Here is a 16342-nt window from a genome sequence, read left to right on the forward strand (position 1 = left end):
CTGTGAGGGTGCTTCACCCGCACAACCCCGCACAAACACTTGCCTCGGCGACGGTTTCGAGTCATGCTCGCGCTCGCAACGCAGGCCGACATGCGGCATGTGTATGAGCGATGGGAGTGCAGACGATTCGATCCGAGCAGAAGCTGACGCGGCGCCACACGGTTGGCGTCGTCCGAAGACGTGTCCGCTACCGGCTGGAGGCGGGTCTATGACCTCATGGCGCAAACCCGCCCAGGCGGCGGCTTCGCTGGGCGAGATCGCGCACCAGTTGACGGAGCGGGATCTCGCGATCGTCGATCACTTGAACAGGTTTCGTCTGCTCACGATCGTGCAGTTGGAGCGGGTGTTCTTCGATTCGGCTTCCTCGGCGTATGACCGGATCAAGACGCTGTGCGAGCGAGAGTTGCTCGATCGCCGGCGTCCCTCGACGCACGAGGCGTACCGGTATTTCCTGGGTTTCCTGGGCCTCACGCTGGCACATTCCGTCGCTGTGGCTGACTTCGAGCGCGATCCGGGGATTGATTTCTTCGGCGAGTCCGAGAAGCCGAAACCCGGCAGGGCTCCGACCAAGTTGAAGGCCAGGCAGTACGCGGACTCGCTGTTCTTCTCCTCGCACCGCTCGCACCTTGAAGGCGTCAACGACTTCTATACGCGCCTGGCCTCCTCGTGCCGCGGCGATATCGATGCGGTGCTGCGGTACTGGTATGTCGAACGCGAGGCCGAGAAAGTCTCGCCCGCTATGGGCCAGCGCCCGGACGGCTGCTTCGACCTCGCTTTCGCCGGGCAAGAGCGCGAGTTCACCTTTGAGTACGACACCGGGACCGAGCCGTTGGAGCGCCTGGTGCGCAAGGTCGACTGGTACAACAAGGAGATCGGTAGGCGGCAGGGCATCCGGAGCAGGGACATCAACGAGGGCAAGCGCACCCGCGAGCAGATCCTCGCCCTGGCGCCGCCACGGATGATGCTCATCGAGTTCACCAAACCCGGACGGGAAGCCAACCTCCACGATCGGCTCGCCGCAGCAGGAGGACGCGATTTGGTCGCCACCACCAACACGACGAGAAGTGGCGATCCGCTCGGCCCGGTCTGGTGGTGCGCCGGGGATTCGCCTGCCGAGATGCGCTGCCTCGACGAGGTCTACAGCTTCCGCCGTCTCTGACGGCTCAGGCCAGGATGCTCCGGAGGAGTCCCGGAACGATCTCCGGGAACGGACCCGTGCCCACTTCCGCGAGCACCCCCGAGACGCCTCCGGCACTCGCACCGCCGTGTTTCCCCAGCTCGCTGCGAATAGGTAGGACCCGTCGTGCGGGTCCTACTAAATACATTCTGATTTCCCCCCAAAGGGTCTTACGACGACAACGAGTGGTACCCGCCCCGCTCCGCGGGCCCCCACATCAGGACCTACTGCCACCCTTACCCCTTGCATCATGAGTGACACTCCGCTAACCTAGAGTGCATCTGAGACCACGAGTGACGGCACGTCGCCTCCCTTGCACTGGTCAACTCTCTTCCCACAGCCCACGCAGGTTCATTCGTCATGCCTGCCCGCACGTAAGACAGCCGCTCGGCAGCTCCTTGCCACGTGCGCGGTCCGAGGCTTCTCACCCATCCGTGTTGCAGGCTCGTATACCAATCGAGTCCGCGCTACGGTCCTCAAAGGGGCCGCTACCTGCGCATTCACCGGCCGGTGGGTGCGATGAGCCGGGCCGGTCGACACATCCGTGTGACCGGGAAACGGCGCGACGTCATCGACACCGATCGCCTGGGCGCCGATTTACCTGCCGCACCGCGCCGACCAGCCCATCCCGGCCGACCTGCCGCCTGTTCCGCCCAGCCGCTATGAGATCCGCGCCCGCCTCGCCGTCCTCATCGCCTACGACCCACCCGATCGCAAAGCACACCAAGCCCACTGGTCGATCTGGCGACAGCGTTACCTCGCCCGAGCCCGATGGCACCACCATCAGACCCGCCTACGACTCGTACTCACCGCATGACACACCGCGAAACCCGGACAGCACTACATGGCCCGCCGCGTCTGCTGCCCAAGATGGCACCAGGCCAACGGGGCGCCTAATACCACAAAAACGCGTCCCAGTACAGCGCCTTTTCGCACGGTCGAGCATAAATCGAGAGAACTCAGAAAGCTGCTCAAACCACAATGAGCACAGACGAATCGAAAGCAGCGGACTTGTGCTGATTTTGAGAGCCATAGAGATCCTACCGGCTCCACATCTCGTACCTGTTCTCGTCCTGGCGAGAAGCACCATGTATAGTAGTCTCTCATAGATGCTCGCAGACGGGTATGTGAGCACTCTGAGGCTGAGAGCGAAAGAAGTTAATCATTGCTCCTACAAGATGGTCGTTGCCCTGTGAAAATCCTTGCCAAGATCGAATGTGATGATCCTCGAAGATACCGTTTGCACTCAGGGAATAAGCGTGAGTTACGACGATATTGCTGCGATCTACAACAGCGCCTATCAGGGAGAGGAGTTCCGTCGCGAGGACCGCTTGGTGCGCCGCGCATTGCGACGCTTCGTTCCACATGGTGCCCGTGTTCTTGATGTGGGCTGCGGGACAGGAAAGGGCGTCGAACTCTTGCCTGAAAGCGTCAACTATGTTGGATTGGATCTTTCTGGACCGATGCTTGATGTGGCACGAGCGGCGTTCCCTGGCCGGTCATTTGTGCAAGGTGATGCCCGCTCAATGCCGTTTCAAGATGAGACCTTTGATGTAGCGATCTCAACTTTCGGTGCGCTTTCACATGTGCTGGAGATCGAGCTAGCCTTGGCAGAGACCGCCCGGGTGCTACGTCGAAACGGACGCGCCTTCCTGATGGTGTACGGTCTCGATCGTCAAACTTCCCCCGATCGACGCAATAGCGAAGTAGTGGCGTACACGCCAAGGGGTGCGGAAATCCCCGATGGATTTGCAGTCGACGCGCGGCTCTATTCGGCCTACGATATTCGGAAGTTGCTTTCCGTAAGATTCCATCGTATGCACATTAGAGGGTTGACATTGCTTCGTGGCCGAGGAGCGAATAAGTCCAAAATATTGGAGTTTCTCAGCGATTCAATAGATGCAACTTTATGTTCCATATACAAAGATCACGCCCATACGCTATGTATTCGAATTCAACAATCCTGATAAGATCAGTAGAAAATAGAGGAAGTTCAAAATGAGCTATTTGGTGGTCGGAACTGAGAGCCCGGTCGCGGCGGCCCTTGTTACTCGGCTTCTAGAGCAGGGTATCAATGTTGTCGGAACCTACAGCGTCCCGCCGTCCGACAAGCTAACCAGACTTCGGAATGAAAGCGAGGGAAAGCTTAGGCTGGTCGAGCTGAATCTGGGCGATCTGTCAGCAGTGAGAACGTTCGCGTCAGAGCAGCCCGAGGGCTATACCGCAGTTGTCTATGCACACATGTACTTCGAGATGGAACCGATCAGCGGCTTCGACGAGGCCCAGTGGACACGATCGGTAGTTGAGAACCTTGCCGCCCCGGCTGCCCTATTCACCGAATCCTCAACTTTGCTGGCTGACGGTGGGAGTGCAGTGATTGTGACGAGCACCGAAGCGTTCCGTGGCTCGTACCGCGCTGGCGCATATGCCGCCTCTAAAGCGGCTGTACACAACCTGGTGATGACGCTCGCGAACAACCTGGGGCCACATGGGGTTCGGGTCAACGCGGTCGCTGCCGGCTGGATCGGCGGGGTGATGGACACCGATGAGGTGTTCGAGATGTCTCGTAGGATCACACCTCTTGGCCGACTTGGAACGCCCGCCGAGGTTGCGAATGTTCTGGCGTTCTTGACCTCCGCCGAGGCTTCGTTTATCTCTGGGTCGGTGGTGACTGTCGATGGCGGATATACAGGCGTCGATACAATCTCAAAGTACGAGTCAGAGTCGGTCGATTAGGACAGTTCCATGAAAATAGGCAGTCTTCCCGTTTCGATCGTCGAGGCTGTTTTTGGCTTGCTTCTTGGCGCTGCTTTCGGTGTCGTCAACTGGCTTTTCCTTGCGAGCTCGCCAGCAGGATGGGCGCTTTCACTCGCGGCTCCTGTTGGTAGCATGCTGCTTACCATTCAGCGAAAGGCACTTGAGGAGTCATTCGCAAAAGAGCGCGATGACATAAATGCGACTCTCGCACGGGATCTGTTGCCACTCAGGAAGATCGCGGACTACATCGAGATTGGCCCTGACGCTGACTATTCTTCACTCAACGAAGTAGTTCGCCGATTCGCCGCTATTACCGAACCGGAGTTCTCGCCAGTCAAGCAGAAGATTGTCAAGGATGCTACCGAACAGCTTCGACTCCTCGCAATAAACAAGCGTTCCTCTACCCTGCAGACTGGCGACTACTACGACTGGCTATTTCGTCAGTTTGGAACCCTCGGCAATGGTGAATACGTGCATGCAGTTTCAATGTCCTCGGATGAGGAGTGGAATGACAGCGATCTAGAGAGAAACTTCTTGCGAGCCAATATTGATGCTGCTGAGCGAGGTGTGCGTGTTGAGAGAATATTTATCGTTGAAAGCAAGCGGATTGCAGAATTCCTAACACGATCACCAATCGACCAACACACTAAAGAGTCTGAAGCTCCCTTGATCGGGTACTTGGTCAAAAATGAAGAGGTAACCAAGTACGACCCCAATCTGCTTAAACAGATCGGCGAAGGTTTCATCGACTTCAATGGTCGTGTTGGGCTGGAAGATCGCTTTGACCCATCGGGGAGCGCTCGTGGAGAAGTTACGATGCTCGACGTAGACCTTTCCAGAATGCTAGAAATCTACAATAAGCTGATCAAGATGGCGACCCCACTATCTCGGACCAGCTCTTAATCCCTTTTCTCTAAACCGGAGTTTCCGTGCTTCCATACCCCTTTTATGGAACAAACGCGATCGCAGATGGTCTTCTAACCATTGGAGACATCGACGATTTTCTAACGGTCGCTGCCGAGATGGCGACAAGTGCAAAACTGGTCGGAGGTACCTCAACTAGCCTGGAAGACGTTGGCATAGAACTGACGTATCGCCTAATGAACGGACGCGCAGTTGCAGAACACCTGCCACGGCTACAAGAACTGTACGAACAAGACTTTCTGCATCTCGCGGAACGCGTCTTCGGTGTCGGGCTCATTCCGTCGCCGGATCTTGTTAGTGGAGCGAACATCAACCTTCTCGAAGGTATCGGAGGTCGCTACGAGTGGCACTATGACAGTAATCCCTATACTGGGCTCCTTGTGCTGTCACCATCGTCTGTGCGGCTGGGAGGGCGGCTACTGTTCGGCCAGGACGTCGACGATCAAGTCGCTCTCAGCATGATGCCCGGCGACCTGTTCTTCTTCGATGCCAGAGAAACTGCTCACTCAGTTGAGGCCCTGGCGACGCCCCGAATCCGCGCGACAATACCTATGAACTATTTCGTCAAGGGGAAGCCATTGATCCGACCTCGAGATCTTGACCAGACTCTATACAATGGCACCCTTTCCGAATAAGAACGCATCTCAGCCGGTGGGTTCCTGCAATAAGCGAGTTTCTCAGGTGGTGCCCAAGAGGTCAGGGATAGATCATGCGTGGATGAGTTCGCCAGACGCCTTATGCCCGACGGGCTGTGGGAGTACTGACCACTGGATGCGCCTGGCGACACATGCCGTCGGTTTTCGGCGTCTCGCACCAGACCGCGCACCGGCGCGTTGCCGAGTGGTCCGAGGCCGCGCCGTGGGCCAAGCGCCACCGCGCCGTGCTTGACCGGCTCGGCGCCGCTGGCGACATCGACTGGCCGAGAGCGATCGTCGATGGGGCGAACCTGCGCGCCAGAAAGGGGAATCGCTGACCGGGCCAAACCCGGTCGATCGCAGCAAGTCCGGCTTGAAGATCCGCGTCCTGCCGACCGGAACGGACTCCCGCTCGCGCTCGGTGTCTCGGGCGCGAACATCCACGACTCCCGGGTCCTCGAGTCGCTGTTCCAGGGCATCTCCAGGATCCCCTCCCGCCGACGCGGCCCGCGTCGCAGGCAACTGAGGAAAGTCCACGCCGACAAGACCTACGACATCCCCAACTGGCACCGTGCGCTCCAAAAACGGCGCATCGGCGACCGCATCGCCCGCCTCAGCACCGAATCCTCGACCCGGCTTGGCCGCCACCGCTGGGTCGTACGGTCTCCGGTATCTCCACCACCAGCCCTGCGGACACGATCGTCGACCTGTGCGCGCGCCTGACCTGGATGTCCCTGCGCCCAACAGTGTTGTTCCTTCAACGGTGGTGTTCGTTGCCGACGAGATGGGCCGGGTGCTGTTGATCCAGAGGTCAGACAACGGGGACTGGGCACTGCCCGGCGGCGGGCATGATCTCGGTGAGCGGATCGCAGAGACCGCAGTCCGTGAGGCCAAGGAGGAGACCGGACTCGATGTCGAAATCACCGGCATCGTCGGCCTCTACACCGATCCGGGACATCTGATCGAGTACGGGGACGGCGAGGTCCGCCAGCAGTTCTCGATCTCCTTCAAAGCACGCGTGACGGGTGGCAGCATCACGACGAGTCCGGAGTCCACCCGAGTCGCCTGGATCGGCGTCGAGGAGCTTGACCGTCTGCCCATCAATCCGTCGATGCGGCTTCGCATTGCGCACGGCCTCGCAGATCGATCCGAGCCGTACATCGGATAGGCGGCGACCGGACAAGAAGATGCATTCAGTACCCGCACCGACCCGCACCGTGCGGGTCGGTGCGGGTACCTGCATTCGGATTGCTGGACGACTCGGTGACGAGCAGGTACCTTGGTTGGTCTCTGAGACCGAAGCGACGGTTCGCCGCCCATTTTGATTTGGTCGTCTTCTTTCTTCTCGCAGCCCGAGTGGTTTCCGACTGAGCGAGGCTGTTCACCCGCCTGCGTCCGATGCTCGTATCTGCAACAAGTTCGCGTTACGGTCGCCAATGGGGCTGCTACCAGCACATTTACCGCCATGTGGTGGGTTCGATGAGCCGGGTGGATCGGCGTATCCGGGTCACCGGTGCGCGCCGGAAGGTCATCGATACCGATCAGTTGGCGGCGCTGCTGCTGCGTGCTGCGCGCCGGGTCGCCAAGGAGCGGGACCAGGCCGACACGGCTGGTGCCGCGGCCCCTGACAGCGATTCAGGCGATGGTGAAGGGGCGACGGCGACATGACCGGGCGCGGGCAGAAAACGGTGCGACAAGGGGCAGAAGGCAGGGCCGTGGTGTATCTGCGGGTCTCCTCCAAGGGACAGGTGGACACCGACTACGACCCGGAGGGGAACTCGATCCCGGCTCAGCGGAAGGCGTGTCTGGCGCTCGCGGAACGAATGGGCCTTGAGGTGGTTGACGAGTATGTCGAACCCGGGAAGTCCGGCCGCTCGATCGATGGGCGGCCTGCCTTCCGCAAGATGATGGGGCGGGTGCGCAACGAGGGCGATGTCGCCTACATCGTCGTGTACATGCGCTCGCGCCTGTTCCGGGACACCGCTGACGCGGCTTTCACAAAGAAGGAGCTGCGCGGCCTCGGGGTGACGATCCTGTCGGTGAAGGACCCGACCGACGACTCCCCTACCGGAGACCTCATGGCGCACATGGTCGACGGGTTCAACGAGTACCAGTCGCGGGTCTCGGGCCAGGACATCGCCTACAAGATGGAAGCCAAGGCCGCGAGGGGCGGGACGCCGGGACGGGCACCGCTCGGGTACTTGAACGTCCGTGAGATGGTCGACGGCCGCGAAGTGCGGACCGTCGCTCTCGATCCGGTGCGCGGCCCGCTGGTGCGGATGCTGTTCGAGCGGTATGCGACTGGGCAGTTCTCGTTCAAGGGGCTGCGTGAGCTGGCGGTCAGCGCGGGGCTGCGGACGCGGCCGACCAAGACGTATCCGGCCGGGACCGAACTGTCGATGCACAAGATCGGGCAGATTCTGCGCGACCAGTACTACCTCGGTTACGTGTCCTTCAACGGCACTGAGTACCCGGGGCGGCACGAACCGCTGATCGACGCCGACCTGTTCGAGCAGGTGCAAGCGGTACTCGTGAGCCAGCGCGGGGCCGGCACCCGCGAGCGGAAGTGGGACCACTATCTGAAGGGGCTCGTGTGGTGCGCCCGGTGCGGACGGCGGCTCATCATCGAACGCGGCAAGTCCAAGACCGGGCGGTTGTACTTCTACTTCCTATGCATGGGCCGCAACGAGGGCGACGGGTGCAAGCTGCCACGGTTCCCCGTTGCCGACGTCGAGTCGGCCGTCGCCGCGCATTACGCGACCATCGCGCTGTCGCCGGACGAGGCCGCCTTCACTCGGGAAGGGCTGGAGCGGGTCGGGCGGGCCGATCTGGAGACGACCTCAGCGCTCAAGCGGAATCTCAAGCGCGAGCGCAAGCGCCTCGCCTCCCTGGAGGACCAGGTGCTCGATCTGATCGGTGATCCCGACTGGCCCACCGAGAAGCTCACCGCGAAGATCCAGGGCATCAAGGCGCAACGCGAAACGGTCGAAGCCCAGCTTGCTGAGGCAGACCGGCCCCGGCTCGATGAGGCGGTCGCAACGGTGGCACCGTTCATCGACCTGCTCACCCGGCCTCGGGCGCTCTACGAGTCCTTCAGCGATGACGAGCGGAAGATCCTCAACACGATCTGCTTCACCCGCCTCCACCTGGACACCGACACGGACCAGCGGGCCACCGTGGTCCGGGGCGGCGTGTCGGAATCCATCGCGCCGCTCATCGCGTTCCGGGACCGGGAACGGCGAAACGGCACCTGCCCGGAGGCTGGTGCCGCTTTTCCTATGGGTCAGGGTTCAAGTGCGAACCCTATGGTGGAGCTGCAGGGAATCGAACCCTGGTCCTCCGCGGCCTTCGTGAGGCTTCTCCGGGTGCAGTCCGCTGTGCCTTTTATCGAGCCCCACCGATCACGCGGACGAGTCGGTGCGACGGGCTCTAATCGCCGAAAGTCTCGGACGGCGTCCCAGCGATCAAGACGACGGCCACAGCATCCTCAGATGATGCCGCTGGTCCAGGGCGGATGCGCCCCTGGAGCGGCAAACTTCACGCTCGCTTAGGCAGCGAGGGCGAAGTCAGTGCGTTGCTTTGCGTTGGCACTTATTGGTTTCCAACATCGGTTTACGAGACGGCGTTGGCTTCCTCGACCCGCTTCCCTCACGTCAACGTACGGAGTCGAAACCGATCAGCCCCTGGATGGTGCCAGGTGCAACGTCGAGTGAGTGTTCATCACCCTGTTCAGTTGTGCTGTGGAATTCTACCCCGTCTCAACGGACGGGGTCGACCCGATATTCCCGTCAGCTCCCGCCGCGCTTGTTGGCGCGGCCGATGGCCCGCTCGATCTCGCGGTCGGACTCGCGCTTGGCGATGGCCTGGCGCTTGTCGTAGTTCTTGCGGCCGCGGCCCAGGCCCAGCTCCATCTTGGCGTACCCGTTCTGGAAGTACACCGACAGCGGGACGAGCGTGAGGCCGGCCTCGTCGAGCTTCGGGGCGAGCTTGTCGATCTCGGAGCGGTGCAGCAGGAGCTTGCGGATGCGCCGCGGCGGGTGGTTCGTCCACGTCCCGTAGTCGTACTCGGGGATGTGGAAGTTGTGGACGCGGGCCTCGCCGTTGTGGATCTCGGCGTACGCGTCGACGATGTTCCCCCGGCCCTGGCGCAGCGCCTTGACCTCGGTGCCCGACAGGACCATCCCGGCCTCGAAGGTGTCCAGGATCTCGTAGTCGTGGCGGGCCTTCCGGTTGGTGGTCACCACCGAGCGCTCGGGACCCGAGTGCTTGACCTTTTCCTGCTTCTTCTTGGACACCAGGCAAGCTTAACGATCGAACAGTCGTACGTCGAAACCTTATCGGCACAGGCAGGACGGCAGGTACGGCACGGGGTTGACGCGCTCGCCGTGGACGCGCACCTCGAAGTGCAGGTGCGGGCCGGTGCTGTCGCCGGTGGTGCCGACCGCGCCGATGCCCTCGTCGCGGTCGACGTGCTCGCCGTAGGAGACCCAGATGCTCGACTGGTGCGCGTAGCAGCTGGTGATGCCGCCGCCGTGCGAGATGCACGTGAGCTTCCCGTACCCGGAGCTCCAGCCCGCGTAGACCACTTTGCCGGAGGCCGCGGCGTGGATCGTGGTACCCGAGGACGCCGCGAAGTCGGTGCCGCCGTGGAGGCGCGCGTACCCGAAGATCGGGTGCATCCGCCAGCCGAAGTCCGAGGACTTCCAGCCGTCGACGGGCACGACCCAGCCGCCGCCACCACCGCCGCCGGAGGACGAGCCGCCGCCGTGGTCGTTGTCGTCGTCCTCGCGGCGCAGCTGGTCGGCGAGGCGCTCGGACTCGGCTTCGAGCTCGTCGTAGTCGGCCTGGGCCTCGTCGCGGGAGGACTCGGCGACCGCGAGCGCGGCCTCCTGGTCGGCCTGGAGCTGCTGGACGGCGAGCTGCGCGGCGTGGGCCTCGGCCTCGCGGGCCTGGGCGTCGGCGAGGGCCTGCGCGGCGGCGGCCTCGGCCTCGGCCGCTTCGGCCTCGGCCGCGGCGGCGGCGTTCTCGGCGTTGGCGGCCTCGCGGCGCGAGAGGGTGACCTCCTGCACGGCCTGCTCCTTGCCGTCCATGAGGAATTCGAGGTAGGTGAGGCCGTCGACGGCCTCGGACGGCTCGTCGGAGGCGAGGATCGCGTCGACGGTGAGCAGTTCGGCGCCGCGGGCGGTGGCGTTGAACAGGGCGGCGCGGGACTCGCGGGCCTCGTCGACGGCGGCGGCCGCCGCGGCGTACTCGTCCTCGGCGGCGGCGAGCGCCTCGCGGGCGGCCTCGGCTTCGCGCGCGGCCTGCGCGGACTCGGCTTCGGCGGCGGCGACGCGGCCCTGGGCGACGTCGACGTCGTGCTGGGCGCCGGGCAGGCGGGCCTCGGTCTCGGCGAGGACGGCGCCCGCGGCGCGGACCTCGTCGGAGGCGTCTTCGAGCTCGGCGGCCATCTCGGCCTTCTGGCGGTCGACCTCGTCCAGATCGGACTGGGAGACCCCGAATGCGGGACTGCTCGCGGTCCCCGCCGTGAAGAGCAGGGCCGCGAGCAGCCATCCGATTCGCCTCATAACGCCAGAATCTAGTCCATCTGCGACGGATGTTCAGGCGGATCGGCGCTCATCGCCCCGATCAGGTGAGGGTCAGACCTTGATGTTGAACCGCAACGTGATCCACGCGGTGACCGCGGAGATGAGCGCGGAGATGCCCGTCAGGATCGGCAGGAGCAGCAGGATCGACTGCATGCTGATCGGCGGCATCAGGGAGAACAGGTCCTTGAACTGGCCGTCGATGACGAGGAACTTCGCGGCGATGAGCGTCGCGAACGCGAAGATCGCGCCGATGACGCCGGCGAAGACGGCCTCCAGGACGAACGGCGCCTGGACGAACCAGTTCGGCGCGCCGACGAGCTTCATGATGGCGACCTCGCGGCGCCGCGAGTACGCGGCGACCTGGATCGTGTTGGCGACCAGCATGAGCGCGGCGACGCCCTGGACGAGCGCGACGATCAGGGTGAGGCGCTGGGCCCCGCCGAGGATGTCGAACACCTGCTGGAGGATGTCGCGCTGGTTGGTCACCTGGTAGACGCCCTCGCGCTCCTGGAAGTCCGCGATGAGCTTCGGCGCGTCGTTGATGTCCTTCATCTTGATGCGGAAGGCCGCGGGGAGGACTTCGGCGTCGACGGAGTTGACGAGGTCCTCGGACTCCTCGAACGTGTCCTTGAACCGCTCGTAGGCCTTGTCCTTGGACTCGAACACGACCTGCTCGGCGTAGCCGCTGGCCTCCAGGTCCGCCTTGAGCTGGTCCGTGGTCGCCTGGTCGATGTCGCGGTCGAGGTAGACCACCACTTCGAGGTTGGTCTGGTAGTACTCCTCGATCACGTCGACCTGGTTGTACAGCAGCAGGCCCGCGCCGAGCATCGTCAGCGAGACGGCCATGGTGATGATCATGGCGACGGTCATGGAGATGTTGCGCCACAGTCCGAGGAAGACCTCGGACATCACGTACTTCGCGCGCATTAGCTCTGGTTCTGCCTTTCGCTCAGCCGTAGACGCCGCGCGCCTGGTCGCGGACGATCTGGCCGTTCTCGATCTCGATGACGCGGCGGCGCATCTGGTTCACGATGTTGGAGTCGTGGGTGACCATGAGGATGGTGGTGCCGGTCCGGCTGATCCGGTCGAGGAGCCGCATGATCTCGATCGAGGTGTCGGGGTCGAGGTTGCCGGTGGGCTCGTCGGCCAGCAGGAGGAGCGGGCGGTTGACGAACGCGCGGGCCACGGCGACGCGCTGCTGCTCGCCGCCGGAGAGCTCGTGCGGGTAGCGGTGCTCCTTGCCGCCGAGGCCGACGAGTTCGAGGACCTCGGGGACGACGCGGCGGGCCACGGACTTGGGCTTGCCGATGACCTCCAGCGCGAACGCCACGTTCTCGGCCGCGGTGCGGTTCGGCAGGAGCCGGAAGTCCTGGAACACGCAGCCGATGCTCCGGCGGTACGCCGGGGTCTTCCAGCGGCGCAGCCGGGTCACGTCGGTGTCCCCGACGGTGATCTTGCCCTTGTCCGGGATCTCTTCGCGGAGCAGGAGCTTGATGATCGTGGACTTACCCGCACCGGTCGGGCCGATGAAGAAGACGAACTCTCCCTTGTCGATGAAGACGTTCATGTCCTCGACCGAGGGCCGGTTCGACCGGGGGTAGTGCTTGGTTACACCCTCAAGCTGAATCACGAGGCGGAGTCTATCCGCCGAATTCCGGAGGCGGTCCGGCGGCTCCAGCACAAGCGTGGCATATTCCGTCGTTTCCGACCCATATGTCACGACCGCCCGGTGGTAACGACGTGATTTCGTCCGAACGGGGGAAGCACATGTGGTCAGGAGGCCCATGCGGGGTCGCCGGAGGGTCACCGGGCGGGCACGGGGGGTCCACAGCGGATCGTAGATCCTATAGGAAACAGGATCCACGATCCGGTGCTAGTCGGTCGACTTCTCGCCGCTCTTGCGCCAGCGGATGCCCGCTTCCAGGAAGCCGTCGATGTTCCCGTCGTAGACGCCCTTGACGTCGGCGGTCTCGAAGCCCGTGCGCAGGTCCTTGACCATCTGGTACGGGTGCTCGACGTAGGAGCGCATCTGGTCGCCCCACGAGGCGGTGGCCGAGCCGCGCAGCTCGTCGACTTTCGCGCGCTCCTCGTCGCGGGTGCGCTGGAGCAGCTTGGCCTTGAGGACGGCCATCGCGGTGGCCTTGTTCTGGAGCTGCGAGCGCTCGTTCTGGCAGGAGACGACGATACCGGTGGGGAGGTGGGTCAGGCGCACCGCCGAGTCGGTGGTGTTGACGCCCTGCCCGCCGGGGCCGGAGGAGCGGTAGACGTCCACGCGGATCTCGTCCTCGGGGATGTCCTCGATCTCGTCGGTCTGCTCCAGGGCCGGGACGACCTCGACGGCGGCGAAGCCGGTCTGGCGGCGCCCCTGGTTGTCGTACTTGCTGATGCGCACGACGCGGTGGGTGCCCTGCTCGACCGAGAGGTGCCCGTAGGCGTAGGGGCCCTTGACGGCGAAGGTCGCCGAGCGGATCCCGGCCTCCTCGGCGTAGGAGACGTCGTACACCTCGGTGCCGAAGCCGTGCGGCTCCGACCAGCGCAGGTACATGCGCATGAGCTGCTCGGCGAAGTCGCAGGCGTCGGCGCCCCCGGCGCCGGAGCGGACGGTCACGACGCAGTCGCGCTCGTCGTACTCGCCGGAGAGGAGGGTGCGGACCTCCAGCTCGTCGACGGCCTTGCGGATCGAGGCGAGCTCGGCGCCGGCCTCGGCCGCCGCGCTCGGGTCGTCCTCGGCGTCGGCCAGCTCGAAGAGGACCTCGACGTCGTCCATGCGCCCGTGGAGCGAGGCGAGCTTCTTGAGCTCGGCCTGCACGTAGGAGAGGCGGGAGGTGAGCTGCTGGGCGTGATCGGGGTCGTCCCACAGCCCGGGGTCGGCGGCCGCGGCCTCAAGCTCGGACAGCTCGCGCCGGAGCGCGGGGAGGTCGAGGACGGCCTCGACGCTGGCGAGCGTCGCCTTGAGTTCGCGGAGATCGGCGGAAACATCGACACTGGTCACAACAGATCAGGGTACGCCTGTATTCGGGCTCATACGAAACGGGACGCGAGCCCCTCAGGGCCGCGTCCCGCTCCGTGCTTGATCTCGTGCGTCCGGCCCGCGGGCCGGGGGTCTAGCCGTCTACCGCTTCTTCAGCCAGCTGAGGGCCGAGCGGTGGTAGCCGATCGCGAACTCCATCGCGACGGCGGCGTTCGGGTCCTCGTCGGCGTAGTCCTTCGCGGCGGCACGGGCCTCTGCCAAGGCCTCCTGGTGCTGCTCGACCGCGTCGGCGAACATCTCGTCGGCGGTGTCCTTCGAGAGGTAGTCGAGGAAGGCCGTGCGCAGCGCGACGGGGTCGCGCAGCTGGCCGATCCGGGCCGGCTCGTTGAGCCAGCGGGTGAACGCCCGCTTGCCGTTGGCGCTGATGGTGTAGGGCACCGAGGCGCGGGGCCCCGGCTTCCCGACGCGCACCAGGCCGCCTTCGGCGAGGGCGGGGAGTTCGCGGTAGACCTGCGAGCGCGTCATGGTCCAGTACGGACCGAGGCGACGGGTCGCCTCCGCCATGAGTTGTCCGCCGGTCATCGGTCCTTCGTGAAGCAAGCCCAGCAATGCTGCCGAGGTCGCGTTGAGTTCTTTTCCTGCCATGCCCGACAGGATGCCATGTGGATGCCGCCCTGACAAGTGGACAGCTCCAATGTGTCGATAGACCCCGACCCATGACTCATGCTGCGTGACCACGGATTCCGCTGCAAGCCTTGTGAATCCGACGGCGACCGATACGGTATTGCAACGCTTGATCGGAGAATTCCAATCGTGTGATCCCCATCGCCCTCATCGGTTCGGGTGACGCGGCGTCACTCGCCGCGCATGGATCATTATCGACTGTCGCGGCCGTTTTCACTTGTCGGCATGGGGGAACCGATGAGGTCCGATCCGGGCGAGTCGTCGTCCGAACCGCCCTTAGTGGAGCCTCCGGTTTCACCCTCTGATCCGGACATATCAGTTGATTCCACCCCGCCATCGGGGCTCTCCGACTCCGGCCCTTCGGGAGTGGCGGACGCAGCGTCACCGGACGGGGACTCAGTGGAGGCCGGTTCCGTTGGGTCCCCAGAGGACTGGTCCCCGGCCGGGATGGACGTTCCGGCCTCTTCAGACGGATCGCCCGCATTCTCCGCATTCGGGACGTCGGGTCCGGTGAGGGCCGCGACGGCCCAGACCGCCGCGGCCGCCAGGCCCACGAGGGCCAAGGCGGCCACGAGGAACCGGCCGCGGCGCGCGGGCTCGGGCGGCGGCTCCTGCCCGGCGGCGAGGAGCGCGCCGATGCCCTCCCCGGCGTGCGGGGTGACGGGCTCGTAGGTGAAGGACTTCGTCGCGTCCCGTTCGCGCAGTTCGGGTTCGATCGGCGCGGTGGCCTGGCGGGAGAGGCGCGGGGCGAGGCGGCGCAGCTCGGCGGCGACGGCGTCGAGGTCGCCGCGGGCGCGCGGGTCGAGCGACAGCAGCGTCTCGACGACCTGCCACAGGTCGCGGTCGACGACGGCGGGCTTGACGGGGATGCGGGTGAGGTGGCGCTCGACGACCTCCGTGATGGACCCGCCCCGGTAGGCGCTGTGCGCGGTGAGCGCCTCGTAGAGGACGAGGCCGAGCGCGTAGTTGTCGACGCCCGTGCTCGCGGAGTCGCCGGAGGCGACCTCCGGGGCGATGTACTCGGGGGTGCCGTGGGAGGGCGCGGTGCGGGAGGCGGCGGCGCGGGCGATGCCGAAGTCGACGAACTTGACGCCCTCGGCGCCGTGCAGCATGAGGTTGCCGGGCTTGACGTCCGAGTGGCGGTAGCCGGAGCGGTGGATCGCGGCGAGGGTCTCGGCGGCGCTGGCGCACCGCAGCGCGGCCTCGGCGGCCGGGAGGGGCCCGTGGAGGCGCAGGTGCTCGCGCAGGTCCAGGCCCTCGATGAACTCCAGGACGACCGCGCAGACCGCGTCGGTGACGATGAAGTCCTTGACGCCGACGACCCCGGGGTGGTCGATGGTCCGCAGGATCTCGGCCTCGGCCCGGAAGGACTCGAAGATCTCCGCCTCGCCGCGCAGCTCCTCGCGGAGGACCTTGACGGCCACCCAGTCGCCGGTGATCCGGTCGAACGCCCGCCAGACGACGCCGACCGCTCCCCGCGCGATCTCGTGCTCCAGGACGTAGCGGTCGGCCAGCACGGACTTCATGGCAGCTCCCGGGGGTGGGTGGCGAAGCGGGCTGAATCCACTGTAATCGGGGCGTCACCGCAGCTCAGCGGCGGGTTGGC

The 16342-nt window shown here is 64.5% G+C and carries 16 protein-coding genes, 1 other RNA gene and 1 pseudogene; 9 read left to right on the top strand and 9 right to left on the bottom strand.

Annotation, left to right across the window (positions count from 1 at the left end; all coding sequences use genetic code 11):
- The first annotated feature begins 208 nt into the window (after positions 1-208).
- The 9 genes and pseudogenes from WA640_RS03680 to WA640_RS28765 all read left to right on the top strand — a co-directional run.
- Positions 209-1159, top strand: coding sequence for a replication-relaxation family protein (locus WA640_RS03680; RefSeq protein ID WP_335986128.1), 951 nt, complete (start codon positions 209-211; stop codon positions 1157-1159).
- A gap of 1277 nt (positions 1160-2436) precedes the next feature.
- On the top strand, positions 2437-3144 hold the full coding sequence (locus tag WA640_RS03685) for a class I SAM-dependent methyltransferase (RefSeq protein ID WP_335986129.1): 708 nt from the start codon (positions 2437-2439) through the stop codon (positions 3142-3144).
- Between the two features lie 31 nt (positions 3145-3175).
- Positions 3176-3913 (top strand): SDR family NAD(P)-dependent oxidoreductase, encoded by a 738-nt coding sequence (locus WA640_RS03690; protein ID WP_335986131.1) that lies wholly within the window; start codon positions 3176-3178, stop codon positions 3911-3913.
- Positions 3914-3922: 9 nt separating this feature from the next.
- Entirely contained in the window at positions 3923-4837 is a 915-nt protein-coding gene (locus tag WA640_RS03695) for a hypothetical protein (RefSeq protein WP_335986133.1), read from the top strand.
- Positions 4838-4863: 26 nt separating this feature from the next.
- A complete protein-coding gene (locus WA640_RS03700) occupies positions 4864-5493 on the top strand; it encodes a hypothetical protein (protein ID WP_335986134.1) in 630 nt (209 codons plus the stop codon).
- A gap of 116 nt (positions 5494-5609) precedes the next feature.
- Positions 5610-5831 carry a transposase gene (locus WA640_RS28760; RefSeq protein ID WP_442904659.1) on the top strand — a complete coding sequence of 74 codons (222 nt, stop codon included), beginning with the start codon at positions 5610-5612 and terminating at the stop codon, positions 5829-5831.
- A gap of 371 nt (positions 5832-6202) precedes the next feature.
- A complete protein-coding gene (locus tag WA640_RS03705; RefSeq protein WP_335986135.1) occupies positions 6203-6661 on the top strand; it encodes an NUDIX domain-containing protein in 459 nt (152 codons plus the stop codon).
- Between the two features lie 311 nt (positions 6662-6972).
- Positions 6973-7161 carry a hypothetical protein gene (locus tag WA640_RS03710; RefSeq protein ID WP_335986136.1) on the top strand — a complete coding sequence of 63 codons (189 nt, stop codon included), beginning with the start codon at positions 6973-6975 and terminating at the stop codon, positions 7159-7161.
- Positions 7158-8234: pseudogene (locus tag WA640_RS28765) on the top strand (recombinase family protein); the annotation flags it as partial. The gene WA640_RS03710 and the pseudogene WA640_RS28765, both read left to right, overlap by 4 nt.
- A 99-nt stretch (positions 8235-8333) precedes the next feature.
- On the opposite strand, the gene WA640_RS03715 reads toward WA640_RS28765, so the two are convergent.
- The 9 genes from WA640_RS03715 to WA640_RS03755 all read right to left on the bottom strand — a co-directional run bounded on the left by WA640_RS03715 (position 8334) and on the right by WA640_RS03755 (position 16262).
- A complete protein-coding gene (locus WA640_RS03715) occupies positions 8334-8639 on the bottom strand; it encodes a hypothetical protein (RefSeq protein WP_335986137.1) in 306 nt (101 codons plus the stop codon).
- A 160-nt stretch (positions 8640-8799) separates the two neighbouring features.
- Positions 8800-9177, bottom strand: a transfer-messenger RNA (tmRNA) gene (gene ssrA, locus WA640_RS03720).
- A gap of 104 nt (positions 9178-9281) precedes the next feature.
- The gene (smpB, locus tag WA640_RS03725) at positions 9282-9788 is read right to left on the bottom strand and encodes an SsrA-binding protein SmpB (protein ID WP_106361806.1); all 507 of its coding nucleotides are present in this window, start codon (positions 9786-9788) and stop codon (positions 9282-9284) included.
- A 39-nt stretch (positions 9789-9827) separates the two neighbouring features.
- Positions 9828-11060, bottom strand: a complete 1233-nt coding sequence (locus tag WA640_RS03730; RefSeq protein WP_335986138.1) for a M23 family metallopeptidase — start codon at positions 11058-11060, stop codon at positions 9828-9830.
- 72 nt (positions 11061-11132) lie between these two features.
- Positions 11133-12008, bottom strand: coding sequence for a permease-like cell division protein FtsX (gene ftsX, locus WA640_RS03735; protein ID WP_335986139.1), 876 nt, complete (start codon positions 12006-12008; stop codon positions 11133-11135).
- 22 nt (positions 12009-12030) lie between these two features.
- The gene (ftsE, locus tag WA640_RS03740; RefSeq protein WP_106362569.1) at positions 12031-12711 is read right to left on the bottom strand and encodes a cell division ATP-binding protein FtsE; all 681 of its coding nucleotides are present in this window, start codon (positions 12709-12711) and stop codon (positions 12031-12033) included.
- Positions 12712-12954: 243 nt separating this feature from the next.
- A complete protein-coding gene (prfB, locus tag WA640_RS03745) occupies positions 12955-14073 on the bottom strand; it encodes a peptide chain release factor 2 (RefSeq protein WP_106361803.1) in 1119 nt (372 codons plus the stop codon).
- Positions 14074-14193: 120 nt separating this feature from the next.
- Positions 14194-14697, bottom strand: coding sequence for a PadR family transcriptional regulator (locus tag WA640_RS03750; protein WP_106361802.1), 504 nt, complete (start codon positions 14695-14697; stop codon positions 14194-14196).
- Between the two features lie 230 nt (positions 14698-14927).
- Positions 14928-16262: a serine/threonine protein kinase gene (locus tag WA640_RS03755; RefSeq protein ID WP_335986140.1), complete on the bottom strand. Its 1335-nt coding sequence runs from the start codon at positions 16260-16262 to the stop codon at positions 14928-14930.
- Between the last annotated feature and the right edge of the window lie 80 nt (positions 16263-16342).

This window comes from Glycomyces sp. MUSA5-2, assembly GCF_037034145.1.
Classification (GTDB): domain Bacteria; phylum Actinomycetota; class Actinomycetes; order Mycobacteriales; family Micromonosporaceae; genus Glycomyces; species Glycomyces artemisiae.

What these genes read in the sequence shown, in the direction of transcription:
- WA640_RS03690 (WP_335986131.1), top strand. Translation starts at nt 3,176, where the DNA reads ATGAGCTATTTGGTGGTCGGAACTGAGAGCCCGGTCGCGGCGGCCCTT.
- WA640_RS03750 (WP_106361802.1), bottom strand. Translation starts at nt 14,697, where the DNA reads ATGGCAGGAAAAGAACTCAACGCGACCTCGGCAGCATTGCTGGGCTTG.
- WA640_RS03695 (WP_335986133.1), top strand. Translation starts at nt 3,923, where the DNA reads ATGAAAATAGGCAGTCTTCCCGTTTCGATCGTCGAGGCTGTTTTTGGC.
- WA640_RS03730 (WP_335986138.1), bottom strand. Translation starts at nt 11,060, where the DNA reads ATGAGGCGAATCGGATGGCTGCTCGCGGCCCTGCTCTTCACGGCGGGG.
- WA640_RS03680 (WP_335986128.1), top strand. Translation starts at nt 209, where the DNA reads ATGACCTCATGGCGCAAACCCGCCCAGGCGGCGGCTTCGCTGGGCGAG.
- WA640_RS03755 (WP_335986140.1), bottom strand. Translation starts at nt 16,262, where the DNA reads ATGAAGTCCGTGCTGGCCGACCGCTACGTCCTGGAGCACGAGATCGCG.
- ftsX (WP_335986139.1), bottom strand. Translation starts at nt 12,008, where the DNA reads ATGCGCGCGAAGTACGTGATGTCCGAGGTCTTCCTCGGACTGTGGCGC.
- WA640_RS03710 (WP_335986136.1), top strand. Translation starts at nt 6,973, where the DNA reads ATGAGCCGGGTGGATCGGCGTATCCGGGTCACCGGTGCGCGCCGGAAG.